21 protein-coding genes, 1 tRNA gene and 1 pseudogene are annotated in these 26,084 nt (G+C 72.5%); 12 read left to right on the forward strand and 11 right to left on the reverse strand.

The window, feature by feature from the left end; genetic code table 11:
• Positions 1–5 precede the first annotated feature (5 nt).
• From G514_RS0118335 to G514_RS29480, 3 genes are all read right to left on the reverse strand, one after another.
• The gene (locus tag G514_RS0118335) at positions 6–638 is read right to left on the reverse strand and encodes a PIG-L deacetylase family protein (RefSeq protein WP_028652937.1); all 633 of its coding nucleotides are present in this window, start codon (positions 636–638) and stop codon (positions 6–8) included.
• Positions 638–1,315: a hypothetical protein gene (locus G514_RS0118340; RefSeq protein WP_028652938.1), complete on the reverse strand. Its 678-nt coding sequence runs from the start codon at positions 1,313–1,315 to the stop codon at positions 638–640. Before G514_RS0118340 ends, G514_RS0118335 begins: the two co-directional genes overlap by 1 nt.
• Before the next feature lie 137 nt (positions 1,316–1,452).
• Positions 1,453–1,950: a helix-turn-helix transcriptional regulator gene (locus G514_RS29480; protein WP_157544974.1), complete on the reverse strand. Its 498-nt coding sequence runs from the start codon at positions 1,948–1,950 to the stop codon at positions 1,453–1,455.
• A 650-nt stretch (positions 1,951–2,600) separates the two neighbouring features.
• On the opposite strand from G514_RS29480, the gene G514_RS0118350 reads away from it, so the two are divergent.
• From G514_RS0118350 to G514_RS0118360, 3 genes are all read left to right on the forward strand, one after another.
• Positions 2,601–4,067 (forward strand): sensor histidine kinase, encoded by a 1,467-nt coding sequence (locus tag G514_RS0118350; RefSeq protein WP_169576495.1) that lies wholly within the window; start codon positions 2,601–2,603, stop codon positions 4,065–4,067.
• Positions 4,045–4,740, forward strand: coding sequence for a LuxR C-terminal-related transcriptional regulator (locus G514_RS0118355; RefSeq protein ID WP_028652940.1), 696 nt, complete (start codon positions 4,045–4,047; stop codon positions 4,738–4,740). The genes G514_RS0118350 and G514_RS0118355 overlap by 23 nt, the downstream gene beginning before the upstream one ends.
• Before the next feature lie 119 nt (positions 4,741–4,859).
• On the forward strand, positions 4,860–6,338 hold the full coding sequence (locus tag G514_RS0118360) for an exopolysaccharide biosynthesis polyprenyl glycosylphosphotransferase (RefSeq protein ID WP_084152201.1): 1,479 nt from the start codon (positions 4,860–4,862) through the stop codon (positions 6,336–6,338).
• 22 nt (positions 6,339–6,360) lie between these two features.
• On the opposite strand, the gene G514_RS0118365 is transcribed toward G514_RS0118360, so the two are convergent.
• Entirely contained in the window at positions 6,361–7,140 is a 780-nt protein-coding gene (locus tag G514_RS0118365; RefSeq protein ID WP_281167629.1) for a 3'(2'),5'-bisphosphate nucleotidase CysQ, read from the reverse strand.
• A gap of 195 nt (positions 7,141–7,335) precedes the next feature.
• Between G514_RS0118365 and G514_RS0118370 the strand changes: the two genes are divergently transcribed.
• A complete protein-coding gene (locus G514_RS0118370) occupies positions 7,336–8,424 on the forward strand; it encodes a sensor histidine kinase (RefSeq protein ID WP_157544976.1) in 1,089 nt (362 codons plus the stop codon).
• Positions 8,399–9,088, forward strand: coding sequence for a response regulator (locus G514_RS0118375; protein ID WP_028652944.1), 690 nt, complete (start codon positions 8,399–8,401; stop codon positions 9,086–9,088). Before G514_RS0118370 ends, G514_RS0118375 begins: the two co-directional genes overlap by 26 nt.
• A 25-nt stretch (positions 9,089–9,113) precedes the next feature.
• Here G514_RS0118375 and pth read toward each other — a convergent pair whose 3' ends face one another.
• The gene (pth, locus tag G514_RS0118380; RefSeq protein WP_028652945.1) at positions 9,114–9,737 is read right to left on the reverse strand and encodes an aminoacyl-tRNA hydrolase; all 624 of its coding nucleotides are present in this window, start codon (positions 9,735–9,737) and stop codon (positions 9,114–9,116) included.
• On the reverse strand, positions 9,734–10,429 hold the full coding sequence (locus tag G514_RS0118385) for a 50S ribosomal protein L25/general stress protein Ctc (RefSeq protein ID WP_028652946.1): 696 nt from the start codon (positions 10,427–10,429) through the stop codon (positions 9,734–9,736). The genes pth and G514_RS0118385 overlap by 4 nt, the downstream gene beginning before the upstream one ends.
• Before the next feature lie 186 nt (positions 10,430–10,615).
• Between G514_RS0118385 and pepN the strand changes: the two genes are divergently transcribed.
• Both pepN and G514_RS0118395 read left to right on the forward strand, forming a co-directional pair.
• The gene (pepN, locus tag G514_RS0118390; RefSeq protein ID WP_028652947.1) at positions 10,616–13,018 is read left to right on the forward strand and encodes an aminopeptidase N; all 2,403 of its coding nucleotides are present in this window, start codon (positions 10,616–10,618) and stop codon (positions 13,016–13,018) included.
• Complete coding sequence (locus G514_RS0118395) at positions 13,005–13,907, forward strand: M15 family metallopeptidase (RefSeq protein ID WP_084152202.1); 903 nt, start codon at positions 13,005–13,007, stop codon at positions 13,905–13,907. Before pepN ends, G514_RS0118395 begins: the two co-directional genes overlap by 14 nt.
• 577 nt (positions 13,908–14,484) lie before the next feature.
• On the opposite strand, the gene G514_RS0118400 is transcribed toward G514_RS0118395, so the two are convergent.
• From G514_RS0118400 to G514_RS27695, 5 genes are all read right to left on the reverse strand, one after another.
• A complete protein-coding gene (locus G514_RS0118400; RefSeq protein WP_028652949.1) occupies positions 14,485–15,465 on the reverse strand; it encodes a ribose-phosphate diphosphokinase in 981 nt (326 codons plus the stop codon).
• A 33-nt stretch (positions 15,466–15,498) separates the two neighbouring features.
• Positions 15,499–16,947 carry a bifunctional UDP-N-acetylglucosamine diphosphorylase/glucosamine-1-phosphate N-acetyltransferase GlmU gene (gene glmU / locus G514_RS0118405; RefSeq protein WP_028652950.1) on the reverse strand — a complete coding sequence of 483 codons (1,449 nt, stop codon included), beginning with the start codon at positions 16,945–16,947 and terminating at the stop codon, positions 15,499–15,501.
• Between the two features lie 56 nt (positions 16,948–17,003).
• The gene (locus G514_RS0118410; RefSeq protein WP_028652951.1) at positions 17,004–18,890 is read right to left on the reverse strand and encodes an HAD family acid phosphatase; all 1,887 of its coding nucleotides are present in this window, start codon (positions 18,888–18,890) and stop codon (positions 17,004–17,006) included.
• Between the two features lie 84 nt (positions 18,891–18,974).
• Positions 18,975–19,056: transfer RNA gene (locus tag G514_RS0118415), tRNA-Gln, on the reverse strand.
• 345 nt (positions 19,057–19,401) lie between these two features.
• Positions 19,402–19,755 (reverse strand): GIY-YIG nuclease family protein, encoded by a 354-nt coding sequence (locus tag G514_RS27695; protein ID WP_051247694.1) that lies wholly within the window; start codon positions 19,753–19,755, stop codon positions 19,402–19,404.
• Positions 19,756–20,150: 395 nt separating this feature from the next.
• Between G514_RS27695 and G514_RS0118425 the strand changes: the two genes are divergently transcribed.
• The 5 genes and pseudogenes from G514_RS0118425 to G514_RS0118445 form a co-directional block, all read left to right on the forward strand.
• Positions 20,151–21,248: an ATP-dependent DNA ligase gene (locus G514_RS0118425; RefSeq protein ID WP_028652952.1), complete on the forward strand. Its 1,098-nt coding sequence runs from the start codon at positions 20,151–20,153 to the stop codon at positions 21,246–21,248.
• Between the two features lie 22 nt (positions 21,249–21,270).
• Positions 21,271–21,822, forward strand: coding sequence for a hypothetical protein (locus G514_RS0118430; protein ID WP_245582260.1), 552 nt, complete (start codon positions 21,271–21,273; stop codon positions 21,820–21,822).
• 13 nt (positions 21,823–21,835) lie between these two features.
• Positions 21,836–22,561 carry a hypothetical protein gene (locus tag G514_RS0118435; protein ID WP_028652954.1) on the forward strand — a complete coding sequence of 242 codons (726 nt, stop codon included), beginning with the start codon at positions 21,836–21,838 and terminating at the stop codon, positions 22,559–22,561.
• Positions 22,558–25,227, forward strand: a complete 2,670-nt coding sequence (locus G514_RS0118440; RefSeq protein WP_028652955.1) for a stealth conserved region 3 domain-containing protein — start codon at positions 22,558–22,560, stop codon at positions 25,225–25,227. The genes G514_RS0118435 and G514_RS0118440 overlap by 4 nt, the downstream gene beginning before the upstream one ends.
• A gap of 647 nt (positions 25,228–25,874) precedes the next feature.
• Positions 25,875–26,084 (forward strand): annotated as a pseudogene (locus G514_RS0118445) (hypothetical protein); the annotation flags it as partial.

A 26,084-nucleotide genomic window follows, 5' to 3' on the forward strand; every position in this document is an offset into this window, starting at 1 on the left:
CGTGGTCAGACCTCCACCAGCGCCTTGGCCACGTGGAACGCCTCGGCGTACGGGCTCCGGCACTCCATCCCGCGCAGGCGCATCAGCCCGAGGAAGACCTCGTCGTCCCACCAGTCGTGGGCGTGCTGGCTCGGGAAGTGCCGGTTGAGGACGTCCACCTTGCGGCGGGCCTGCTCGCGGGTCAGCCCGATGTAGTGCGAGGGCGCACCCATGTCGCCGTCCCACTTCGGGATCTCGTAGTGCAGCACCAGCGCGTCGCGCCAGACGGTGGTCACCATGACGCCCAGCGTGCGGTGGTCCTGGTGCGCGTCGTCGACGCGATGGGTCAGCACCAGCTGTGGCCGGCAGTGCCGCGCCAGGTCCTCGAGGTGCTCCTTGGCCGCCTCCCAGTGCGTCGGCAGCCGGCCGTCGGGCAGTCCCGCGAAGTGCGTCTTGGCCCCCGGCACCAGCTCCTGGAGCGCCCCCGTCGACTCGGCGGCCCGCTCCGGCGTCCCGGTCAACACCGCGACCGTCACGGTCAGCTCCGCGCGCTCGGCCAGTCGCAGGAGGGTGCCGCCGCACCCGATCTCGACGTCGTCGGGGTGCGCGCCGACGCACAGCACGTCGAGCGGTCCCTCAGGCAGCCGCAGCGCGTCCATCAGGGCAGCCGCTGCCGTCGCCAGCGGTTCACGTCGCGCGCAAGGTGCAGGCAGAGCGACGCCTCGACCGAGTCGCCCTCGTACGCCGCCACCCACGCGCGACTGCGGATGCTGTGCGCCAGCGCTCGGTACGTCGCGGTGCGCAGCCGTGGCTCGCCGCGCAGCGGGGCGAAGCCCTCGAACAGCTCGTGGAACGCACGAGCCCGCTCGTGGAGCTCGGTGATCTGACCGACCGCGCCGGTGGCTCGGTGGGCCGACGGCGAGGCGGCCGAGGAGAGCTGCGTCAGCGGCAGCGGTTCGGCGACGTGGGCCACGTCCGCCAGGGCCGCGGCCCGCAGCCACAAGGAGAGCTCACCGCGCCGGGTGCCCAGACCCTGCTGGCCGGCGGCCTCGAAGGTGGCTCGACGCAGCACCGCGCAGCGCGCGCCGACCGTGTCGGTGCCGCGCGCGGCAGCCTCGCGGAGCCAGCGCGCGCCGGGCTGGACGCCCTCACGGGTCTTGCCGTCGACGTCGATGAAGACGGTGCCGACGGACGGCTCTCGCTCGAGCACGGCCGCCGCCCGGGCCAGGGCTCGGCCGCTCGGTGTCGCGGCCTCGTCGACCACGACCACGCAGTCGTGCGGGACCGCGGCGGTGGCGGTCAGGCCGTCGGGGGCCACGACGGCGTGCACGGTCACGCCGCCTCGGGGCGCGCCGGTCCGGCGACCCGGAGGACTGCCACCACTGCCACGACAGCGAGCATGGTGACGTGTCGGGTCCCGGTCGGCGGGTGCGCGACACCATCACCCATTTCGGGGACGCCGGGCCGGCCGGGTCAGCTGACGCGGTGCAGGTCCGGGTCGATGCTGTCGGTGACGATCTCGTCGTAGGCCAGGACCGCGGCCATCTGCGAGCTCACCTCCAGCTTGCGCAGGATCGACTTGACCTGGCTGCGCACCGTGGTCTCCGCGACCTCGGACTGCTCGGCGATGGCGCGCACCGCAACGCCGTCGTGGAGCTGCTGCAGGACCTCCTCCTCGCGGTCGCTGAGCTTCTGCAGCCGTGCCTCCATCTCGGAGCGATCCGACTCGAACCTGTGCCACGCGTGGACGAGCTGCCGGCGCTCCCGGCGGGACAGGTCGGGCAGCCAGCCCCGGGCGAGGTCGGCGACCAGCTCACCGGTGGCGTCCAGCCCGGTGCTGTCCGGCAGCACCAGGGTCGCGCCGCGCTCGTACATCGCCCCCCACGCCGGCCCCCTCGACGCGTGGGTCAGCACCAGCCAGGGCACGTCCAGGCTGCCGACGAGGATGCGCGCGGCGCGGACCTGTTCCATGCGGCTCAGGTCGGTCAGCACCAGACCGGCATCCGGCGACGGCGCCGAACGCCGGCGCCCTCGTCGCGATGGACGTCGTTCGCCCGTTGCGAACGAGTCCGGTTCCGGCCACCGCACCACCACCGTGTCGAACGAGCGGTCGCGCAGGGCGGCCGCCACGGACTCCGCGACGAGTCGCTGGTCGGACGCCACCGCCACTCGCGGATACCCGTGGCCTGGTTCGCGCACGCCACGCCCCGGCACGGATCACCCCTTCCCTCACCACGGCCAGACCCCGCGAGACGGCACCCGTCGCCCCGGTCCGTGCTCCTCAAGGTTTGTGGTGGAAGGCCGCAGCGTCCAGCACGGAGAGGCGGAGATCACCGCAATTGGTGACACGTTCCGGGGTGGACGGCGGCACGGCCATATGGTCACCCTCGGTAGTGCAAATGGCCTGATCGGGTCATTCCGTCCCCCTGATCGGGTATCTACGTTGAGTCTCGATCCCCCAATGGACGGCCACCTTCCCCGGCTTCCTGGGCTCTCACACCAGTGGGCTCCTGATCCCGAGGACGGCTGGTAGTACGCCAAGTTGAGAGACAGACATCGCGACGGATGACCCGTCGGGCAGCAGCGCTCGGGGCGCGGCCATGCATGGATCTGGGGGGAAAATGGCCACTCGGGACGAGCGACCCGCGGGACGGACGGCGGCTCTTGTCGCCGCCGCCTCGATCGTCTGCACACTGGTGCTGGCGACGTACTCCGACGGACCGGCCGGTGCGAGCGCCATGCTGCCGGTCGCGCAGATGATCGCCTTCACGCTGATCCTGGGCGCCGCGGTGCTGCACTACTTCAGCTGGCGCGTCTCCAGCGTCGAGCGCCCCGGCGACCTCGACGTGCGACTGAGCGGCTGGCTCACGATCGGCCTGGTGCTGGGGGCCTCCCACGGTCTGGTCCTCACCGTCACCGCCTACGGGTCGTGGCAGCTCGAGCGGGCGCACTGGCCCTACGCGACCCTGCTGGTGATCCTGGGCGTCCTGTTCCTGATGACGCTGGTGTCCGAGCGGGTCGACGTGCCCGGCGACCCCGCGCTCCTCGGTGGTGCGGCAGGATCCCTGCTGGTCGTCGCGAGCTCCGCGGTCCCGAGGCTGGCGCCACCGGCGCCGAGCGACGCCACCAGCGTCGCGGTCTCCGTGACCGCCGTGGTCCTGGCCGCCTGTGCGCTGGTCTGGAGCATTCTGCAGCGCCGGACGGTCGACCCGCGGGTCCGTCGGCAGCTGGCCACGGCCGTCGCCCTGCTGACCGCCGGCGAGCTGGCGTTCGAGCCCGGCCTGCTGCCGGTGATGGTCACCACCGCCGCGACCGCGGCCCAGGTCGCCGCGGCGTTGATGATCTGCTCGATGACGCAGGGGCTGTTGAGGGGCTCCATCAACGAGCGCGAGGAGCAGGTGACCTGGCTCCAGCGCTCGCTCGCGGAGGTGCGTGAGGCGGAGGGCAAGGACCGAGAGCTGCTCCACGAGGTCGGCTCGACCTTGGCCGGCATCGCCAGCGCGTCGCGGGTGATGCGCCAGGGCACGGCCGTGCCTGCCTCCCGTCGCCGCCGCCTCGAGTCGATGCTGGACGCCGAGCTCGAGCGCCTGGAGCGCCTGATGGACGCGCGGGCGTCCGGGCCGAGGACGCCCGGCGACGCCGAGGTCGAGCTCGACGAGGTGATCGAGCCGCTCGTCGTCAGCCACCACGCACGCGGCCGCGACGTCCGCTGGTTCCCCAGCCACGAGCGCGCGTTCACCGACCCCGACGACCTCGCCGAGCTGGTCAACATCCTGCTCGAGAACGCCGCCCGGCACGGCGGGCGCGGTCCCGTCCGGCTCTCGGTGACCGCCGCGGACGGCGGTGCGCTGGTGATGTGCTCCGACAGCGGCCCCGGAGTGGCGCCCGAGGTGCGCGACCACCTGTTCGAGTCCGAGGTGCGCAGCTCGACGTCGCCGGGCCAGGGGCTGGGCCTCGCGATCGCGCACCGCCTCGCGACCGACCGCGGCGGGTGCATCGAGCTCGTCGAGGACCACCACGCCGGTGCGACGTTCGTCGCTCGCCTCCCGCGAAGGAGCGCGGTCGATGTCGTCTGCAACATCGCGTAGCCAGTTCCGCATCGTCATCGTCGAGGACCACGTCCTCTTCGCGGAGTCGTTGGAGCTGTCCCTCACCGTCGAGGGGTACGACGTGCGGCGGGTGACGGTGCCCGAGAAGCGACAGTCGCCCGGCGCACTGATCGCCGCCGTCCTGCGGCGTCGCCCCCGGGTGGTGTTCGTCGACCTCGACCTCGGGCAGTTCGGCGACGGCGAGCAGCTGATCGCACCGCTCGCGAGGGCGGGCGTCAACGTCATCGTGGTGACCGCATCCGTCGACCGGGCCCGCTGGGGAGAGGCGGTCCGGTGCGGTGCACGCAAGGTGCTCCCGAAGTCCAGGCCGCTCAACGAGATCCTGGCGACCGTCCGGCGCATCAACCAGGGGCTCCAGGTGATGACGCTGGAGGAGCGGGAGGACCTCCTGCGGGAGTGGTCGAAGGAGCGGGCCGCGACCGTGGACCTCACCGCGCGGCTCGAGGCGCTGACCGTCCGCGAGCGGGAGGTGCTTGCCCACCTGATGCGGGGCCAGACGGTCCGGGAGATCGCCACCGAGTGCGTGGTGGCCGAGGCGACCGTGCGCACCCAGGTGAAGTCCATCCTCGCGAAGCTCCAGGTGACCTCTCAGCTGGCCGCCGTCGGGCTGGCCCACCGGGTCGGCTGGAAGCCTCCACAGCTGACCCGCTGACGCCCTCGGCCGGCCGCTGAGAGGCCTGCCGGGAAATGCCGCGGAACATGCCTCATATGCGTGATGAACCGGCACAGGCCCCTTCCTAGGTTGAGCGGACTTCCAGGGGGTGGAGGGCCATGACGCTCACAACGGGACCGGCGCCGGTCGCGACAGCAGTCGCCGTCGCGCTCCCGCACGAGCCGTCCGCCCGCCCCCTCCCCTCCCGACACCTGTCGGCCGTGGCGCTGGTCCTGGACACGCTGTCCGCCGGCGTTGCGGCCGCCCTCGTGCACGCGACCCTGCCCGCGTGGCTGCCGGAGACGAGCGTCGCCGTGGTCCTCGCCTGGCCGTGGGTCGTGGCGGTCTCGGGTGGGCACGACCGCGTGGGCTCGGGCTCACGCGGCGTTCCTGTCCGGGCGCTGGTCCGCGCCTCGGTCTCGCTGGCGCTCGCCCTGTGGGTCGTCGTCGCCGTGGCGCCCGGCGCTGCCACCGCCGGCAGCATGCGAGAGCTGGCGCTCGCCGCCCTCCTCCTGGCGGCGGGGATGCCTGCGGTGACCGCCCTCGCGCGCTGGGTCGTGGCGCTCGCGTCTCCGTGGCAGCCGGTCCCGGTGCTCCTGGTGGGGCACGGGGACGGCGTCCGTGCCCTGCTCCACGAGTTCGGGCGCGAGCGCGGCCGGTCGGCGTTCGCCCCCGTGGCGGTCTGCCTGCCGGAGCCCGGCAGCGACCGCGAGCTCGAGCACCTCAACGAGAGCTGGAGCATGCCGGTCCTGATCGGCATCGAGGACCACCTGATGGCCGCGGCGCGCACCCACGCGGCTCGTGCGGTCCTCGCGGTCCCCGGACCCGACGTCGGACACGCCGAGCTCCGTCGCTGGGGGGCGTGGCTCCAGGACGCCGGGATCGACCTCCTGGTCAGCTCGGGGCTGCGCGACGTCGCTCCCGGACGGCTGGTGCCCACCAGGGTGGGTGGCGCCGGGCTGGTGCACGTGCGCCCGGCACGGCTGTCGGGCCTGGGTGCAGGCGCCAAGGCAGTCGTGGACCGGCTCGCGGCGGCCGCGCTGCTGGCCGTGCTGAGCCCGGTCCTCGGCGTGATCGCCCTGCTCGTGCGCACCGACTCGCCCGGCCCGGCGATCTTCCGGCAGACCCGCGTCGGCCGGGACGGCCGGCTGTTCATGGTCTACAAGTTCCGCACGATGTGCAACGACGCCGACGCGGTGCGCGAGCACCTCGCCGACTCCAACGAGTCCGACCAGAACGGTGTCCTCTTCAAGATCAAGCGCGACCCGCGGATCACCCGGGTCGGCTCGTTCCTGCGGGCCTCCTCGCTCGACGAGCTGCCCCAGCTCTGGAACGTGGTGCGCGGCGAGATGTCCCTCATCGGTCCGCGGCCCGCGCTGCCCGCGGAGGTCCGCGGCTACCACCCCGACGTCCTCCGCCGGCTGGCGATCAAGCCGGGGATGACGGGGCTCTGGCAGGTCTCCGGCCGCTCCGACCTGCCGTGGGAGGACACCGTCCGGCTGGACCTCCAGTACGTCGACAACTGGTCGTGGCGGATGGATCTCGCCATCGCCCTGCGCACCACGGTCGCCGTGGTCGGTCGGCGCGGTGCCTACTGAGCGGCTCGCTCGGTGCGACGGCTCAGTCGGTGCCGTGCTCGGCCAGGTGGGCCAGGATCCGGTCCGCCAGCTCGGGTCGGCAGACCACGAGGTCGGGTAGGTAGACGTCGTCCTGGTTGTAGCGCAGCGGGGAGCCGTCGACGCGGGAGGTGAAGAGCCCGGCGGCCCGAGCGACCGCGACGGGAGCGGCGGAGTCCCACTCGTACTGGCCGCCTGCGTGCACGTAGGCATCCGTGACGTCGCGGACCACCGAGAGCACCTTGAAGCCGGCCGAACCCATCGCGACCGTCTCGCCGCCCAGCGCGGCCACGAGCCCGTCGGTGAACGCCGGCGGGCGGCTCCGGGAGACCGCGATCCTGGGCCTGGTCGCCGTGGCGGGAGCCAGCTCGAGACCGTCGCCGGTCGTGAAGGTCTGCCCGAGCGCCGGCAGCGCCACCGCCCCGACGGTCAGGTCGTCGGCGCTGCGCTCCCAGAGCGCGACGTGGACCGCCCAGTCGTCGCGTGGCGGCTCGGAGAACTCCCGGGTGCCGTCGAGCGGGTCGACGATCCAGACCCGGTCGGAGGTGAGCCGGACCTTGTCGTCCTTGCCCTCCTCGGAGAGGACCGCGTCGCCGGGACGGTGCTCGGCGAGCAGCGCCACCAACAGCTCGTGCGCGGCGCGGTCGCCGGCGTCCTTGAGCTCACGGCCCTCCAGCCCCTCCTGCCGGACCTCGAGGAGCCGGCGACCGGCCGCGTCCGCGAGCCAGCCGGACAGCATGTGGTCGTCGGCGTCTGCAGGCGGCGTACCGGCGTCGAAGGTCACCCGCCCACCCTAGTGACGCGCGCGGCTCGTCAGGCAGCCCTGGCGCCCGTCCTCCGTTCGGCCTAGTCCTCGGCCCGCCCGGGACTAGTTCCCATACCTAGATTTCGGTACTAGAGTGCCGGAGTCGCACGCTGAAGGCACGGGGACGGCATACGACGGGGCAGGACCAACGACGGAGCCTGTGGGGGGATCCGGATGGAGCAGTCACGCGCGTCCGCGCGAGTGTGGGCACGACACCGGGACATCCCGGCGGTCGCGCTTGCCGTCGTGCCCGCCGTCGTGCTCGCACCGGTCCTGGCCGCGGGCCTGGTCGGGCCGTCGTCGCGCGCGTGCGGCTTGGTCCTCGGGTCGGCCGCGCTGACGAGCGCCGTCCTGCTCTGGACGCGGTGGCGGATCACCGGCAGCGGCGGGCGGACCGCCGCAGTGCTGGTGGTCGCGGCGCTCGCGGCGCTGTCGCTGGGCGCGTGGGCGCCGAGTGTCATCCCGGACTGGTCGGGGGCGGGCGTGCTGACGCTGGGCGCAAGCGTGGTCGCCGCAGCGCTCGGGCTGGGCGCCTCGGCGAGGGCGGTCCACCACGCCGTGGAGCACGAGCACGACCTGAAGGCTGACCTGCAACGACGGCTGGCCACCGCGGAGGACGCCCTGCGCGCCGACCAGGCCCGGCGGCACGAGATCACTGCGACGGTGGCCGGGATCGCCTCGGCCCAGGAGCTGCTGACCACCGGGATCTCCGGCGAGCGCAGCGACGCGCTCTCCGCGATGATGCTGGCCGAGGTGGAGCGGCTCCAGCGCCTCGTCGGGGGCCGGGTGCGCACGCGGCGCGCCGTCGACCTCGACGAGGTGATCGGCCAGATCGTGGTCTCCCACCTGGCGCGCGGCCGGGTGGTCGACTGGCAGCCGTCCTCGCTGCGCGCGCTCGGCCGCGCCGACGACATCGCCGAGGTCGTCAACGTGCTGCTCGACAACGCCGCCGTGCACGGCGGCCCTGACGCCGCGACGGTCCGGGTCACCCGCGATCCCGACCACGACGCGGTGGTCGTGACGGTCGCCGACCAGGGTCCGGGCATCGCCCCCGACGTGCGCGCGCGGCTCTTCGACTGGGGCGTCAGCCGGCCGGGCTCACCCGGCCAGGGCATCGGCCTCCACGTCGCCGCCGACCTCGCCCGCGAGCTCGGCGGCCGGCTCGAGCTGGTGCCGAGCGAGACCGGCGCGTCGTTCGCGTTCCACCTCCCCGCGGCGGTGCAGGAGGTGATCGCCGATGCCTCAGTCGCCCGAGCCAGCTGACGACCGCGTCCTCATCGTCGAGGACCACCGGCTGTTCGCCGAGGCGGTCGACCTCGCCCTCACCGCCGAGGGCTACGACGTGTGCAGGGTCGAGGCGCCAGCCGACCCGTCGAGCCCCGGCACGCTGGTCGCCTCAATCCTGAAGCAGCGCCCGCGAGTGGTGCTGCTCGACCTCGACCTGGGCCGCTTCGGCGACGGCGTACGCCTGGTGGAGCCGCTCGCTGGATCCGGCGCCGGCGTCGTGGTCGTCACCGGCTCGACCGACCGCGCCCGCTGGGGCGACGCGATCCGCTCCGGCGCCCGCAAGGTGCTCTCCAAGTCCGAGCCGCTCAGCGAGATCCTCGCGGCGGTGCGCCGGATCATTGCGGGGTTGCCGGTCATGGACCGCGAGGAGCGCGAGGAGCTCGTCGCGGAGTGGACCCGCCACCGGTTCGAGGCGCAGGGCCTGCAGGAGCGCCTCGAGCTGCTCACCGTGCGCGAGCGCGAGGTGCTGGGCCACCTGATGAAGGGCCGCGCGGTCCGTGAGATCGCCGGCCTCAGCGTGGTCTCCGAGGCGACGGTCCGCACCCAGGTGAAGTCGATCCTCGCCAAGCTCGAGGTGTCCTCCCAGCTCGCCGCGGTCGGCATGGCCCACGAGATCGGCTGGCGGACCCCGGTGCTGTAGCCCCCGGCAGCACGCCGGCGGACCGTCAGCTGTTGAAGCGCTGCTGGGTCTCGGCGAGGCCGAGGGTGACCAGCGCCTCGACGGCGTCGGCGGCCCGGTCGACCTGGAAGGGCAACACCTTGCGCTCGGCGCTGGAGTAGTTCGACAGCACGAAGTCGGCCGGGTCCTGGCGGCCCGGCGGGCGGCCGATGCCGACGCGGACCCGGTAGAAGTCGCCGGTGCCGAGCGAGCCGCGGATCGACCGCAGGCCGTTGTGGCCGTTGTCGCCGCCACCGAGCTTGACCCGCATCGTGTCGAAGGCGATGTCGAGCTCGTCGTGCACGGCGACCAGGCGCTCGGGGCCGACCTTGTAGAAGGACAGCAGCGCCTTGACCGGGCCGCCCACCTCGTTCATGTAGGAGCGCGGCCGGAGCACGACGACGCGCGGCCCCGGCCGGCCGGAGCCCGGCACCGGGGCCAGGCGGCCCTCCGCGACCTCCGAGCGGCTCGCCTTGTGGGCCTTGAACGAGGCACCCATCCGGTGCACCAGCTCGTCGGCGACGAGGTAGCCGACGTTGTGCCGGTGCCCGGCGTACGTCGGGCCGGGGTTGCCGAGTCCCGCGACGACCCAGGGCTCTGCCCCGGGATCGGACCGGTCGGTCTCCGTCACTCGGACGCGGCGTCGCCCTCGGCAGCAGCCTCGCCGCCCTCGGCGGACTCGCCACCCTCGGCGGACTCGGCGGCGGCCTCGTCGGACTCCTCGCGCTCGATGCCGGCCTCGGCCTCGGCCTCCTCGAGCTCGGCCTCGAGGGCCTGCTCGCTCTGCTGCTCGCGGATGTTGACGATCAGCGTCTCGGGGTCGACCAGCAGGGTCGAGCCCTCGGGGAGCTCGAGCTGACCGGCCAGGATCTGGGTGCCGGCCTCGAGGCCCTCGATGGAGATCTCGATGTTCTCGGGGATGTGGGTGGCCTCGGCCTCGATCTGCACCGTGGTGTTCTCGGTGACCACCACGGTCTCGGAGGCGGCGTCGCCGACGACGTGGACGGGCACGTCGACGGTGACCTTCTCGCCGCGGCGGACGGCCACGAAGTCGATGTGCTCGATGACCCGGCGGATCGGGTCGATCTGGACGGCCTTGGTCAGCGCGAGCTGCGGCTTGCCGTCGATCTGGAGCTCGAGCAGCGCGTTGGAGCCGCCGTGCTTGAGCGCCATCATCGTGTCGTGGCCCGGCAGGGTCACGTGCACGGGGTCGTTGCCGTGGCCGTAGAGGACCGCGGGGATCTTGTCGTCGCGGCGGATGCGCCGCGCGGCGCCCTTGCCGAACTCGTTGCGGGTCTCGGCGGTGATCTTCTCGGTGGCCATGGGGTGCTGCTCCTCTGTGCTCGGGTCTCGGGCCTCGACGCGATCGCGGAGGCACCACCCGTGGGAGCGCCCGCCCTGTCGATCACGGAACCCGGACGTCCGGGCTCCCTCGCCGAGGCAACCGCAGAAGTCTAACGAGACCGGGCCTTCGCCTGCGAATTCGCGCCGCCGCCGTAGTTTGGCGGCGTGCCCTCCCTGACGCTCGCCGAAGCCCGGGCGCGTGCCGCGCAGCTCTCCGAGGTGTCCTACGACCTCGAGATCGACCTCACCGACACCACGACGTTCGCGAGCCGGTCGGTCGTGCGCTTCGCCTCCAGCGCGCCCGAGACCTTCCTGGAGCTGCACCACGGCCAGGACGTGATGGTCACGGTCAACGGCACGGTCGTGGCTGCGGCGTACGACGGAGCGCGGATCGCGCTCGACGGCCTCCTGACCGGCACCGGCGAGCGCAACGAGGTGGTCGTGGAGGCGCGGCTCCCCTACGTCACCGACGGCGACGGGATGCACACCTTCACCGACCCGGCCGACGGCGAGCGGTACGTGTCGGCCTACGTCGGCATCGACATCACCCAGCGGGTCTTCGCGTGCTTCGACCAGGTCGACCTCAAGGCGCCGATCGCGCTGCGGGTCGTGGCGGATCCCTCCTGGACCGTCGTGTCCAACGGCCGCCTCGTGGCGGCTCAGGGGGGCGCCTGGGAGTTCGCCCCGACGCCGCCGATCCCGATCGACCTGTTCGTCCTGTGCGCCGGCCCCTGGCACTCGCGCACCTTCGAGCACGCGGGCATCCCGATGGGCTGGCATGCCCGGGCGTCGCTGGCCGGCGAGCTGGACCGTGAGCTCGACGAGCTGCGCACGATCACCGAGCAGTGCTTCGACCACTACGCAGGGCTCTTCGACGAGCCGTTTCCCTTCGACACCTACGACCAGGTCTTCGTGCCGGGGCTCAACTGGGGCGCCATGGAGAACCCCGGCTGCGTGACCTACCGCGACGAGCTCCTGCCACGCGGCCGGACCACCGAGGTCGAGCGTCGCGACCGGGCGATGGTCATCGCGCACGAGATGTCGCACATGTGGTTCGGCGACCTCGTGACCCAGACGTGGTGGGAGGACATCTGGCTCAACGAGTCGTTCGCCGAGTACATGGGGTTCCGCGTCAGCGAGGAGGCGGCCGGGTTCGCCGGCTCGTGGGTGGGCTTCCAGGTCAGCCACAAGCCGCGCGCCCTGGTCGCCGACCGACGTCGCTCGACGCACCCGGTGGCGCCACTGCCGGAGGACGTGCCGGACGTCGACACCGCCTCGACGAACTTCGACGCGATCTCCTACGTCAAGGGTGCATCCGCGCTGCGCCAGCTCGTGACCTGGACCGGAGACGACGACTTCCTCTCCGGGGTCAACGCCCACCTCACGCGGCACCGCTGGGGCAACGCGCAGCTCGCCGACCTGATCGCGGCCCTGGACGACGCCTCGCCCCGCGACGTCCGCCACTGGGCAGAGCTCTGGCTGCGGCGGTCGGGGCACGACACGATCCGGGTCGAGCGCGACGGCGACGTGCCCGTGCTGGTGCGCGACGGTGTCCGGCCGCACCGCTTCCTGGTCACGGCGTACGACGACACGCTGGTCGAGGTCGGACGCGAGCTCGTCGACCTCCACGACGAGCCGGTGCGGCTGCAGGACTGGAGCGGCCGGGTCGTCGTGCCCAACGCGCACGGCGAGACGTTCGCCAGGCTGCAACTCGACGAGCGGTCCTGGGCCGCCGTCGAGAAGCACCTCGGTGCGGTCCGCGACGACCTGGCGCGTTCGGTGCTCTGGGCGACCGCGATCGATGCGGTCGCGACCAGGGACGTCTCCCCCGAGCGCTACCTCACCCTGGTCGACCGGCACCTTCCGGCCGAAAGGCACGTCAGCCTCGTGACCGCCGTCGTGGAGGAGACGCTGGCGGCCGTCGTCCCCCGGAGGGTGCCCGCGACGCGCGCCGTGGCAGCACACGCGCTGGTGGCCGCCGCCTGTCGCGCGGGTCTCCGCTCCGGCGGTGACCCGGTGGCGTTCACAGGCGGGCTGGCACGCACCGGCCGCGACGCCGAGGAGCTGCGCCGCTGGCTGGCCGCCGGTCGCACCGACCACGGCGTGCCGCTCGATCCCCAGCTGCGGTGGCGCGTCGTGCAGCGGCTCGCCGCGCTGGGTGAGCTCGATGCGACCGCCATCGAGGACGAGCGCCGACGCGACGGCACGTCGACCGGCGACCTGGGCGCGGCCGCCGCACGCGCCGCGCGACCCGTCGCTGCGGCGAAGGAGGCGGCGTGGGCCGCCCTGACCGAGGAGGACATCTCCAACCGTCTCTTCAGCGCGGTCGCCTCCGGGCTGTGGCAGGCCGAGCAGGCCGAGCTCGTCGCGGCCTACCTCCCCCGCTACCTCGACGCAGGACCTCGCTGGGCCGCCCGCGGGCCGGCCTTCTCCGCGGTGGTGGGCCAGGCGTTCCCGTCGTTCCACCTCGACGACGCACAGCTCGGCCTGCTGCGCGACGCCCTGGCCGGTGACGTGCCGACCGTGCTCCGGCGGGCGTGGGAGGACGCCCTCGATGACCGCACGTAGCGGGCTCGCCGGGCTGGTCGCCGCGCTGGCGCTGACCGGCTGCTCCCCGGACGGCCCGGTCGCCGAGCCGCCGCTGCCGTCGAGCCCACCCACCTCTCCTGCCCCTCCTGCTCCCAGCAGGCCGACCGGCACGCCCACGCCCACCTCTGAGCCCTCCTCTGAGTCGCCGGCACCCGAGCCCGGCACCGTGCCGCCCCCGTGGCTCGGCACCCGCCCGCTGCCGCTGCGGCCCGACGGCTTCGGGCAGGCGCAGCCGACCCCGCCCGAGCTCGACCCGCGCCGGTTCACGCTGCCCGACACGGTCGCGCCGCTGCCCGGTGACGGCTTCGCCTCGAGGGTCGAGCCCGTCCCGGCCGACGTGCTGGCCCGGTCGACCTGGAGCCCGGGCTGCCCGGTCGCAGCGCACGACCTGGCCTACGTGCGGCTGGCGTTCTGGGGCTTCGACGACCAGCGGCACACCGGCGAGCTGCTGCTCGCCGCCTCGGTCGCCGACGACGTGGTGACGGTCTTCGAGAAGCTCTACGAGGAGCGGTTCCCCTTCGAGGAGCTCCGGGTGACGCCACGCTCCGAGCTCGACGCGCCGCCCACGGGCGACGGCAACGGCACGGGGGCGTTCGTCTGCCGGCCCACCACCGGCTCCACGACGACCTTCAGCCAGCACGCCTACGGGCTCGCCATCGACCTCGACCCGTTCCAGAACCCCTACAGCAAGGGTGATCTCGTGCTGCCCGAGCTCGCCTCGGCGTACCTCGACCGCGACCGGGTGCGACCCGGGATGATCACGCCGGACGGCGTGGTGGTGCGCGCCTTCGCGTCGATCGGGTGGACCTGGGGCGGGACGTGGAGCTCGCTCAAGGACTACCAACACTTCAGCCAGAACGGCCGCTGAGCAGCTCCCAGCGCAGGCTGCGGAGGCTTCGAGGCTCAGGCGCAGCACGCCTTCGCACCTCAGCCACCGTGAGACAGCGACCGCAGGGAAGGCACCCGCTGGACCACCGCTGATCGAGCCTGTCGAGATCACCGCAAGGAAGGCACCCGAACCGACCACCGCTGATCGAGCCTGTCGAGATCCCCGCAAGGAAGGCACCCGAACCGACCACCGCTGATCGAGCCTGTCGAGATCACCGCAAGGAAGGCACGCGGTCGACCGCCGCTGATCGAGCCTGTCGAGATCCCCGCAAGGAAGGCACCCGAGCCGAGCAGCTCCCAGCACAGGCTGCGGAGGTTTCGAGACGCTCGCTGCGCGAGCTCCTCAACCAGCGATATGACGAGCCGGGCGAGTATGAAGTGCAATGGGAGCGGCGGGAGCGAAGCGGCCCGGTAGTTCCGAGCGGAGCGAGGCGCGCCCCACGATCGGCCTCCGAGCCGCGGCGACAGCGCCGCAGCGAGCGCCAGCGAGCCAGGCGCCCGCGAGCGCAGCGAGCAGTCGCGGCGGATTGGGGGCCGAGGCTCGCGGGGGTATCAGGTCAAGCGTGACCGTCGAACATCGAGGTCACCGAGCCGTCCTCGAAGACCTCGCGGATCGCGCGGGCGACCAGCGGCGCGATGGAGAGCTGGGTGAGCTTGTCGAACTCGCGGTCGGGCGTCAGGGGCAGCGTGTTGGTGACCACGACCTCCTGGGCAGGGCAGTTCTTGAGCCGGTCGACCGCGGGATCCGACAGGATCGCGTGGGTCGCGGCGATGACCACGCCCGCCGCGCCGTCGGCCATCAGTGCCTCGGCGGCCTTGGTGATCGTGCCGCCGGTGTCGATCATGTCGTCGACCAGCACGCACAGCCGGCCCCTGACCTCACCGACGACGCGGTTGGCGACGGTCTCGTTCGGGCGGTCGATGTTGCGGCTCTTGTGGATGAACGCCAGCGGAGCGCCACCGAGTCGGGAGGCCCACCGCTCGGCGACCTTGATCCGACCGGCGTCGGGCGAGACGACCGCGAGCTCCTGGTCGCCGTACTTGGCGCGCACGTGGTCGGCGAGGATCGGCAGCGCCATCAGGTGGTCGACCGGGCCGTCGAAGAAGCCCTGGATCTGGTCGGCGTGCAGGTCGACCGTGATCAGCCGGTCGGCGCCGGCGGTCTTGAAGAGGTCGGCCACCAGCCGGGCCGAGATCGGCTCGCGGCCGCGGTGCTTCTTGTCCTGGCGCGCGTAGCCGTAGAACGGCATGACCACCGTGATGCGCTTGGCGCTCGCCCGCTTCAGGGCGTCGACCATGATCAGGTGCTCCATGATCCACTCGTTGATCGGAGCGGTGTGGCTCTGGAGCACGAAGGCGTCGCAGCCGCGCACCGACTCCTCGTAGCGCACGTAGATCTCGGAGTTCGCGAACTCGTAGGCCGACTGCGGCACCAGGTCGGTGCCGAGCAGCTGGGTGACCTCTTCCGCGAGCTGGGGGTGCGCCCTCCCGCTGAAGACCATGAGGTTCTTCTCGGTGGTGCGCTTCATACCCGTCATGCGACTTGGAGGCTCCCGGCTCTAGGGCTGGTGTCAGGTCGATTCTTCCACGCCGTCGAGCGCGGCCGCCGCCGCCTCGGCCTGGGACGTCCCGGCGCGCTTCGACAGCGCCCAGCGGGCGAGGTTGCGCTGCGGCCCGCCGCTGACCGCGAGGGCGCCCGGCGGCACGTCGCGGCGTACGACGGTGCCACCCGCGGTGCCCGCCCCGTCGCCGATCTCGACCGGTGCGACGAAGGTGTTGTTGGCGCCCGTCTTGGCGTGCCGCCCGACCGTGGTGCGGCTCTTGGCGACGCCGTCGTAATTGGCGAAGATCGTGCCGGCGCCGATGTTGCTGCCCTCGCCGATCTCGGCGTCGCCGACGTAGGACAGGTGCGGCACCTTGGCGCCGGGTCCGATGACGGCGTTCTTCGTCTCGACGAAGGTGCCGATCTTGCCGTCGGCGCCCAGGGTGGTGCCGGGCCGCAGGTAGGCGAACGGCCCGACTTTGGCGCCGGGGCCGATCACGGCGAGCTCGCCGTGGGTCCGGGTCACCCTCGCCCCCTCGCCGATCTCGCAGTCCTTCAGCGTGCAGTCGGGGCCGATGACGGCGTCCTCCGCGACCAGCGTCGCTCCGAGCAGCTGTACGCCGGGCAGCAGCGTCACGTCGGGATTGAGCACGACGTCGGCGTCGACCCAGGTGGTGGCGGGGTCCATCACCGTGACACCGGCGTCCATCCAGCGGGCGAGGATGCGCTCGTTCATCACCCGGCCCGTCCGCGCCAGCTGGGCCCGGTCGTTGACGCCCTCGGTCTGCTCCACGTCGTCGATCGCGTGGGCGCCGACGTGCAGGCCCGCCTCGCGCGCGAGGTGGACGGTGTCCGTGAGGTAGAGCTCGCCCTTGGCGTTGTCGTCGGACAGCCGGGGCAGCACCTCGCGGAGGAACGCCGCGTCGAACGCGAGGATCCCGGAGTTGATCTCGCGGACCGCCCGCTGCTCCTCGGTCGCGTCCTTCTCCTCGACGATGGCCTCGACCTCGCCGTCGGCGTTGCGCACGACCCGGCCGTAGCCGTGCGGGTCGGCGACGACGCCCGACAGGATGCTGACCGCTCGCTGCGCCGCCTCGTGCTCCTCGGCGAACCTGCGCAGCGCGTCGGCCTCGAGGAGGGGCGTGTCGGCGTACGCCACCAGCACCGTCCCCTCCGGCTGCTCCCCCGCGGCGAGCACGGCCTCCATCGCGACCCGCACCGCGTGGCCGGTGCCGCGCTGCTCCTCCTGCACGGCGAGCAGCACGTCGGGCACGAGCTCCTGAATGTGCGGCCCGACCTGGTCGCGCTGGTGGCCGACGACCGCGACGATCCGCCGAGGCCGCACCTGCTGCACGGTGGCCAGCACGTGCCCGACCATCGTCCGCCCGGCGACCGGGTGCAGCACCTTCATGGTCTTCGACTTCATGCGGGTGCCGCCGCCCGCGGCCAGCACGATGACGGTCAGCTCTCCGGGCACCGGCTCACTCTAGGCGGTGTGAGCCGGCGCCCGGACAGTCCGTGCTGAGGTGCCGGTCAGGGCAGGTAGTACGTCGGGTTCGGCAGCTTGTAGACGTGGTCGGCGTGCTCGCCGATCAGGTCGGACCACTGGTCGCCGAAGTTGCCGACGATGTCGAACCCGAGGTCCTCGATGTGCGCCCGCGTGCCGGACTTGTACTCGATCGTCGAGCACGACGCGTCGGCCCCGCAGTCGACCCACGGCTGGCTCGGGATCGAGGCGTTGCCGTTCGGTGCCGTGACCGCGCCCTTGGTGAAGTAGTTGCCGCTGGTGAACAGCGGCTTGCCGGCTGCGTCGACGTACCCCTGCTCGGTGAGGTTGGCGACCGTGTCGGCCTGCTGGCTCGCGCCCCGACCGGTCAGCCCGATGATCGTGCAGCCGGCGGCGGCCGCGGACCTCACGAACGCCGGCATGCCGGGCGTGGCCGGGAAGAGGTGCTGGGAGACCCAGGTGCCCTGGAGGACCGGGTCGAAGACGAACTTCATCGCCCCGTCCTCCATGTCGTAGGTCCACAGCGTCGTGTCGTCGGCGTCGAAGACCAGCGCCGGCTTGCCGGGCAGCGTGATTGCGGCGAGCGCCGCCAGGTCCTTCGCGAGCGCCTTCCTGGCCTTCACGAGCTTGCGGTGCGCGCGCTTGCGGGCAGCCGGGGTCTTGGCGTGCTTGAGCGCCTTCTTGGCCTTCTTGACCGCCTTCCTGTCCTTCGCGACCTTCGCCTTGGCCGCCGCCTGCTTGGCGAACGCGGCGTCGTACGCCGCCGCACCGGTCGTGCAGTTGCTCGTCACCTGCGGCGTCCAGGACGCCTGCAGCGCCGAGAGCTGGCTGATGTACGGCGAGGCCGTCTTGTCGGCGATGCCGGACGCGTTGGCGTTGTAGTAGCCCCGGATCATCCGCCGGACGGGGTCGATGTTCGGGATGTCGTCGCCGGTGTCGACGGTGTAGCCGCTGGAGCCGTCGGGCTGCATGGTGTACGCCGTCGGCGGCACCATGTTGGCGTCGCTCTCCGGGTGCCCGCTGATGTTGAGCGAGGGCAGGAAGTAGGTCGGGTTCGGGATCTTCGTCCACTTGTCGGCGAACCCGCCCTGCAGGTCGCTCCACTGGTCGCCGACGTTCATGATGACGTTGACGCCGTCGGCGCTCTCGATGTGGCCGCGGGTGAAGGCCTTGAACTCCACCGTCGAGCACGAGGCCGGGTTGCCGTCCGCCGTGCAGTCGACCCACGGCTGGGTCGGGATCGTCGCCGGGTTGGTGCCGGAGACCGGGTCCTTGGTGTACATGTTCGCGGCCGTGAACAGCGGAGTGCCGCCCGGCGTGCCGTCGTCGGTGAAGCCCTGCTCGGTGAGGTTCGCGATCGTGTCAGGCTCCTGCGCGAGCGACCGGCCGGTGACGCCGTAGACGGCGTACCCGCGGTCGAGCAGGTCGCGCACCAGCTGCGGCATCCCCGGCAACGCCGGGAACAGGTGACCGGTGACCCAGATGGTCTGGATCGCGGGGTCGAAGTTGAAGTTGAGGGCCTTGTCCTCGAAGTCGTAGTTCCAGAGCAGCGTGTCGTCGACGTCGAACACGACCGCGTTGTTGGCCGGGTCGGTGGCCGGCAGCCGGTCGAGGATGCCGTTCTCCAGGCGCCGGACCTCGCTGAGGTAGCGCGAGCTGGTCTTGCTGGCGATGCCGCCGCTCGCGTTGTAGTAGGCGCGGATCGTCGACTTGACCGAGTCGATGTTGGGGATCGCCTCCCCGTCGGTCGGGATGTTGGTGCTCCCGTCGGCCTGGTTGACGACCATCGCGAACTGGGTCCGCGGCGTGAGCGGGCTGTCCGCCGACGCGGTCCCGGGCGTCGCGACAAGGGCGACGGTGACGGTCATGGCGGACGCGCCGGCGAGGGCGCTCAAGAAACGTGCGGCACTCATCGATACCTCTTCCCAGAAGGCCCCGTAGCAGCTCGCCTTATGTGACTCCCGCCGTCAACGGGTGTCAAGAGCCATCGAGGGGAATGGCTCCCCGGGTAGGAGTCGAACCTACGTCGCTAGTCCTGATTCAAAGTCAGGCGGGCCCTGCCGGCAGACCAACCGGGGATAGGTGCCACAGCCTAGGCCCGCCGAATCGCTTTCGAGATCCGCGGCGAAGGCACCCGGCCCAAGGCCCGCTGATCGAGCCTGTCGAGATCCCCGCAGCCAAGGCACCCGAGCCGAGCAGCTCCCAACGCGGGCCGCGGCCGTCTCGACAAGCTCGACGAGCGGTACGCCGGTCCCCGCCCACGCCTCGGCACCCGCTCGACCACCGCTGATCGAGCCTGTCGAGATCCCCGCAGCCAACGCACCCGAGCGGTACGCCGGTCCCCGCCCACGCCTCGGCACCCGCTCGACCACCGCTGATCGAGCCTGTCGAGATCACCGCAGCCAACGCACCCGCGTGCACCGCTCAGGGGCCGGGGTCGGCGTGGTCTTCATCCGCGGCGGCCTCGGCGAGCTTGCCGATCACGTCGTCGTAGCGCTGCCGGCTCTTGGCGAGCTCCACCAGCAGGTCGAGCCTGCCCTCGATGAGGGCGACCCGTTTGTCACGTCCCCATCCCTGGATCTGCTTCTCGTACCAGTAGGCCTCGTCCATGCGGTTGAACTCGGCGCACCACACCAGCCGGACCGGACGGCGTGCTCGGGGTCTCGTGTACTTCGCTCCGAATCCGAGGTTGTGCTCGCTGATCCGCCTCTCGATGTCGTAGGTGCTTCCGACGTAGAAGGTGCCGTCACGGCACTCGACGATGTAGGTCCAGGGCATGGCTCGACGATGCCGATGCGAACCGACCGTGGGTGGTCGGTGCGGCGGGCTCTGTGGATGACCTGGTGGATCGGTGCGTCTGTGGACGAGGGGTGGCCAGCGGGTGCCTTCGCTGCGGGGATCTCGACAAGCTCGATCAGCGGTGGGCGAGCAGGTGCCTTCGTTGCGGACCTGGCGCGAGCGGGTGCCTTCGCTGCGGGGATCTCGACAAGCTCGATCAGCGGTGGGCGAGCAGGTGCCTTCGCTGCGGGGATCTCGACAAGCTCGATCAGCGGCGGGCGAGCGGGTGCCTTCGTGTAGGCCGCGGGGCGAGCGGGTGCCTTCGTGGCGGGACTGGCGCGAGCGGGTGCCTGCGTGGCGGACCGGTCGCGCGGCGCACGGTTAGGGTCGCGAGCGTGGACCTGCCCGTGATGCCGCCCGTCCAGCCGATGCTCGCGAAGTCGGTCAAGGGGATCCCCGACCCGGCCAAGCACGGGGGGCTCGTCTTCGAGCCGAAGTGGGACGGGTTCCGGTGCATCGTGTTCCGCGACGGCGACGAGGTCGAGCTCACGAGCCGCAACACCAAGCCGCTCACGCGCTACTTCCCCGACCTGGTCGAGGCGGTGAAGCGGCAGCTGCCGGAGCGGATCGTGCTCGACGGCGAGGTGTTCGTCGCCATGGGCAACCGGCTGGAGTTCGAGGTGCTGCAGGAGCGGATCCACCCGGCCAAGAGCAGGGTCGACATGCTCGCCGAGAAGACGCCCGCGGGCTTCGTCGCGTTCGACCTGCTCGCGCTGGGCGACGAGTCGTACGCCGACCGGCCGCTGCGCGAGCGGCGCGCGGCCCTCGAGGAGGCGCTGGGCGGGCTCGGCACGGACGGACCGTGCTACCTCACCCGCACCACCCTCGACGCGGCGGAGGCCGAGCGGTGGTTCGAGCAGTTCGAGGGCGCGGGGCTCGACGGCGTGATCGCCAAGCCGCTCGAGTCGGCGTACACCCAGAACGGCCGCACCATGTTCAAGATCAAGCACGCCCGCACCGCCGACGTGGTGGTCGCGGGCTACCGCGAGCACAAGCAGTCGACGCCCGAGCGCCCGCTGCTCGGCAGCCTCCTGCTCGGCCTCTACGACGCCGAGGGGCAGCTGCAGCACATCGGCGTGAGCGCCAGCTTCACCGAGGCGAGGCGGGCCGAGCTGATCGAGGAGCTCCAGCCGCTGGTGTGCCCGATCGAGGAGCACCCGTGGGGTCGCTGGCAGGAGTTCCTGACCGCCAACCCCGACCGCATCCCGGGCACCCAGAGCCGGTGGAGCCAGGGCAAGGACCTGTCGTTCACGCCGCTGCGGCCCGAGCGGGTCGTCGAGGTCGGCTACGAGCACATGGAGGGGCGGCGGTTCCGGCACACCGCGCACTTCAAGCGCTGGCGGCCCGACCGCGACCCCGGGTCGTGCGGCTACGAGCAGCTGGAGGAGATCGTGTCCTACGACCTCGGCGAGGTGCTGAGCGGCGGGCAGTAGGGACCGGCACTAGAGTCGGCGCGTGGCTGACATCTCGACGTACGCCGTCGTCCTCCTGGTCGAGGAGAACCTCACGCAGGCCGACGCCGCCCGCGTCCGCTCGCTCCACGAGGGCATCGACGGCGAGGTCACCTACCACGTGCTGATGCCGATCGACGACGGCCGCGCACGCGTGCAGGCCGCGCTCGGCGCCTCGGGCGGGCTCGCCCCCGACCTGGTGCCCGGGCGGCCGCTGCCGCTGGACAACATCGACCCCGAGCAGCTGGTCGCGGAGGCCCGCGCCGACGCCGAGCGCGAGCTGGCCAACGCGATCGAGGTGCTCCGGGCGACCGGCGCGACCACCAGCGGCGAGCTGGTCACCGGCGACCCGGTCGACGCGCTGGCCGCCAAGATCAAGGAGGTCGACGGGCGCGAGGCGATCATCTTCACCGAGGAGCACTTCGTCGCCGAGCTCCTGCGCCTCGACTGGACCTCGAAGGCCCGTCGCCACCTCGACGTGCCGGTGCTCCACCTGATGGAGCAGGAGAACTTCGACGAGCAGGCCGGCGGCGGCGAAGGCGCGTCGCTCATCTGATGCGCGCCGCCACGTGAGGCTGTTCCGGCGCGGTGAGGGCGCGGCGGTCGCGACGTACGCCGCCGTGCTGGACGGGGTCCACCTCTGGCTCGACCTCGACGGCCCGGTCACGCTGCGCGACGCGGACGACGGCTCGCTCACCGAGCTCGGCGACCACCCGCGCGACCTGAGCCGCCTCACCGGCACGACCTACGACGTCCTCGCGGGCACGGCGCCCGTCCGGCTCGGCTCCGTCCCCGACCGGCCGACCGCCCGGACGCCGCTGACGCCCGACGGCACCTCCCGGTGGGAGGTCGTCCGGCTCGACGACGGCCACCTGCGCCTGGTCCGGCACCCGGTCGCCCCGACCGCCGAGCTGGACGCCGTCGAGCTTCGAGGCGACCGGCTGCACCTGCGGGTCCGCCCGGCAGACGGCGTCGAGCCGGGCTGCCACCTGCTGCTGCTCGACATCGACGACCAGGCGCTCGCCACGCTGCCCGCGACCGCGCACGAGGGGCTGGTCGAGACGCTGGTCGGGCTCGACGACCTGCCGGCGGGCTACTTCGGCATGCTCCGGCTCGCCCTCGGCACCGACGCCGGCTGGGTCCGGATCCGGCGGCGGGCCGACGACCTCGCCGACGCCCACCACGCCGTGCTCCTGCCCGAGCTGACGGTCGACGACCGGCCCCGCGCCCGGCTGCGCTGGAACCGCGACGGGCTGCTCGCCCTGCGCTCCATCGACCCCGACGAGGCGCCGTGAAGGTCACCTTCCTGGTGCAGTCGGCGCACAAGCAGGGCGGGACCGAACGCTCCGCGATCAGCCAGGCCAACGCCCTTGCGGCGGCCGGGCACGACGCGCGGATCCTCAGCGTGGTCAAGGCTGCCGAGCGCCCGGCGTTCGCGATCGACGACCGGGTGCGGGTCGACCACCTCGTCGACCTCACCGCGGCGTACGACGAGGCGCTGCATGCGAAGCCGTCGCTGCTGGTGCCGCAGCGCTGGGACAAGCAGTTCTCGGCTCTCACCGACGTCGGCCTCGAGCGGGGCCTGCGCGGGTTGGACACCGACGTGCTGGTGACGGTGACGCCCGCCCTGCTCGCCAGCGCCGTGCAGCTCGCCCCCGACTCGGTCGTGGTCGTCCACCAGGAGCACCGCTCGTCGTCGCAGCGGACGTCCGGGATGGAGCCGCTGCTCGTCAACGCCCCCCGGGCCGACGTGGTCGCGCTGCTGACGCCGAGCATCGCGGAGTGGCTGCGCGGCCAGCTCGGGCCGGTCGCGCCCGAGACCGTGGTGATGCCGAACCCGCTGCCGCAGGGGTTCGCGCCCCGCTCGCTGCTCGACTCGCGCACGATCGTCGCCGCCGGACGGCTGGTGATGGAGAAGCAGTTCACCAAGCTGGTCGCGGCGTTCGCCGACGTCGCCGACCAGCTGCCCGGCTGGCGGCTGCGCATCCTCGGCCAGGGACACCAGCGCCCCCACCTGGTCCGCGAGACCCGCAAGCACGGCCTCTGGGACCGCGTCGAGCTCCCCGGCAGCACCACCGACATGGCCGGCGAGTGGGGCCGGGCCGCGATCTGCGCGGTGACGTCGCGCGCGGAGGGCTTCCCGCTCCAGATGCAGGAGGCGATGGCAGCCGGCGTCCCGTGCGTGAGCTTCGACTGCGCGTCCGGCCCGCGCGAGATCGTCCGCCACGAGGTCAACGGGCTGCTCGTCGCGCCCGAGTCGGTCGCGGGCATGTCCGCCGCGCTGCTGCGCCTCGCCACCGACGACGACCTGCGGCGCCGGCTCGGCGAGGGCGCGCTGGAGACCGCCGCCCAGTGGGACGCCGAACTGATCGCCGCGCGCTGGGTGGAGGTGTTCGAGGCCGCGATCGCGCGGCGCGCCGGCCGGCCGCGGTACGCCGCCCTGTCCGCGGCGCCCGCGAGCGAGCCGCCGGCCGTCCCGGCCCACGACGCGAGCGGCGTCACCCCGGCTGCGGCCCGGCAGGCCGCCCTCGCGGTGGCCGTCGCCGCCGCCCGGTCAGCGACCGACGAGTGGCTGGCGGTGCCGCCGCACGAGACACACACCCCGGCGCTGGTGCTGCCGATGGCGGCGCGGCACCGGTTCCTGCAGGAGCTGGCCGCGGCCGACGTGCCGTCGTACCTCTCCCTCCGCGACCCGGCCGCCAACGGCTGGCACGAGCGCCGCGGGAGGGTGGCCGCGCTGGCGTCCGACCTGCTCCGGGGGCGTACGTCGACCGTCGTGCTCGAGCCGTGGCCGACGGACGCCGACGGCCGCGCCTCGCTGCTCGGCCAGGGCGCCTCGGTCGAGGTGGAGTTCTGGGAGGAGGGCGTCGACGGGCAGCTGGTGGCCCCGCGGCGCAACCGCTACGCGCAGCGCCTGCCGCGGGGAGCCGTCACCATCACCACCGAGGTCGACGGCCTCGCCGTCCCGACGCTGCCCCTGATGGCGGAGCCGACGGTCCGCGAGTGCACCTTCCCGGTCGACGTCGTCGTCACCTGGGTCGACGGCAACGACCCCGCGTGGGACCGCGCGCGACGCGAGCGGCTGGCCGGCGTGACGGGCACGGCGACCACCCGCGAGTCGAGCGGTCGGGCGCGCTTCGTCTCCCGTGACGAGCTGCGCCACTGCCTGCGCAGCGTCCACCTGTTCGCGCCGTGGGTCCGCCGCATCCACCTGGTCACCGCCGGCCAGGTGCCGGAGTGGCTGGACGCCTCGCACCCGCAGGTGTCGGTCGTCGACCACACGCAGATCCTGCCCGCCGACGCGCTGCCGACGTTCAACTCCCACGCCATCGAGGCCGCCCTCCACCACGTCCCCGACCTGGCCGAGCACTTCGTCTACCTCAACGACGACTTCTTCCTCGGCCGCCCGCTCGGGCCGGAGACGTTCTTCACCCCGGCCGGGCTGGCCGCGGTGTGGCTCTCCCCCAGCACCATCGGGCTCGACGAGACCCCCGACGCCGCGCCGTACCTCAAGGCGGCCTGGAACAACCGCCGGCTCCTGCAGGCCGCCTTCGGCGCGGTGGTCACCGACAACCTCGCCCACGCGCCCTACGCCCACCGCCGCTCGGTGCTCGAGGAGATCGAGCGGCGCTTCCCCGACGAGGTCGCGGCCACGGTGCGCTCGCCGTTCCGCTCCGACACCGACCTGTCGATGCTCAGCTCGTTCGCGCAGCACTACGGCTTGTTGACAGGCGCGGCGTACGTCGCGGAGCACCCCGACCAGTCCGAGCGCGCCTACGTGAACATCTCCAACAGCGACCTGGAGTGGCAGCTCACCAAAGCCCTGGAACGCCGCCAGGACGTCGTCTGCCTGGCCGACCACCACGACCACGCCCTCGACCAGGACCGGCTCGACGGGATCCTCTCCGAGTTCATGACGGCGTACTTCCCTGTGGCCGCCCCGTGGGAGCGCGGCAACTGATCTGGACCAGTTGGCAAGCCCTCCGCGCCGGATTGTGGGAGTTCTGTTACCCAACGCTTCATTCCCTGTGGAATCGACGTGCCCTGAACGTGCCGCGCTCGGCCTACCGTTCATGTGTCAGGAGCCTCCGGGCCCCTGATCTGGGGACATGCAGGATCGCGCAACTCTGGGGGGAGCGCGAGACGGCACGAAGCCAGTTCGGAAAGGACCTCCACCGGGAGGGTGTCGGGGGACACCACCCATCGGGGCTCGTCGGGGGACGGGCCGTCAGGTTCCTTCGCAAAGGGTTCCCGCCCAGCGCTCGTGGGGATGCGCCGGGCGGGCCCTTTCGCGTTCGCGCAGGCGGTCGCGAGGAACGAGCGACCGGCGTGGGCGCGAACGGGTCGAGCAAGCGCAGCGGCTGAGGAACGAAGCCGCTGCAGCGTGTCGAGACACACCGCAGCCAGCGCTGGGACTCGCCCACGCGCGGGAACCCCGCTTGCCGGCCCCGCACACGATCGACGCGCGAAACCCCGCGACCGCTCAGACGGTATGACGTGACCGCCTCGGCCTGAGGGGGTTGCGGGCCGGGGCCTCTCACATGCATGTACGTGGGTTGTCGGGCAGGAGTGGCCTGCTCGACCTATCCACAGGCATAGGAGGCCCCGGTGATCAAAGAGCGTACGAGTGTCGGGCTGGATGTGCACGCACGGTCGGTGATGGCGACCGGGCTGGACGCGGTGACCGGTGAGGTGTTCAGGCAGCGACTGGTCCCGGCCAGCGAGGTTGTCATCGAGTGGCTGCGCGGGCTGCCGGGCCCGGTCGCCACCACTTACGAGGCAGGGCCGACGGGGTTCGGTCTGTACCGGGCGATCACC

The sequence above is a fragment of the Nocardioides halotolerans DSM 19273 genome, assembly GCF_000422805.1.
Classification (GTDB): domain Bacteria; phylum Actinomycetota; class Actinomycetes; order Propionibacteriales; family Nocardioidaceae; genus Nocardioides; species Nocardioides halotolerans.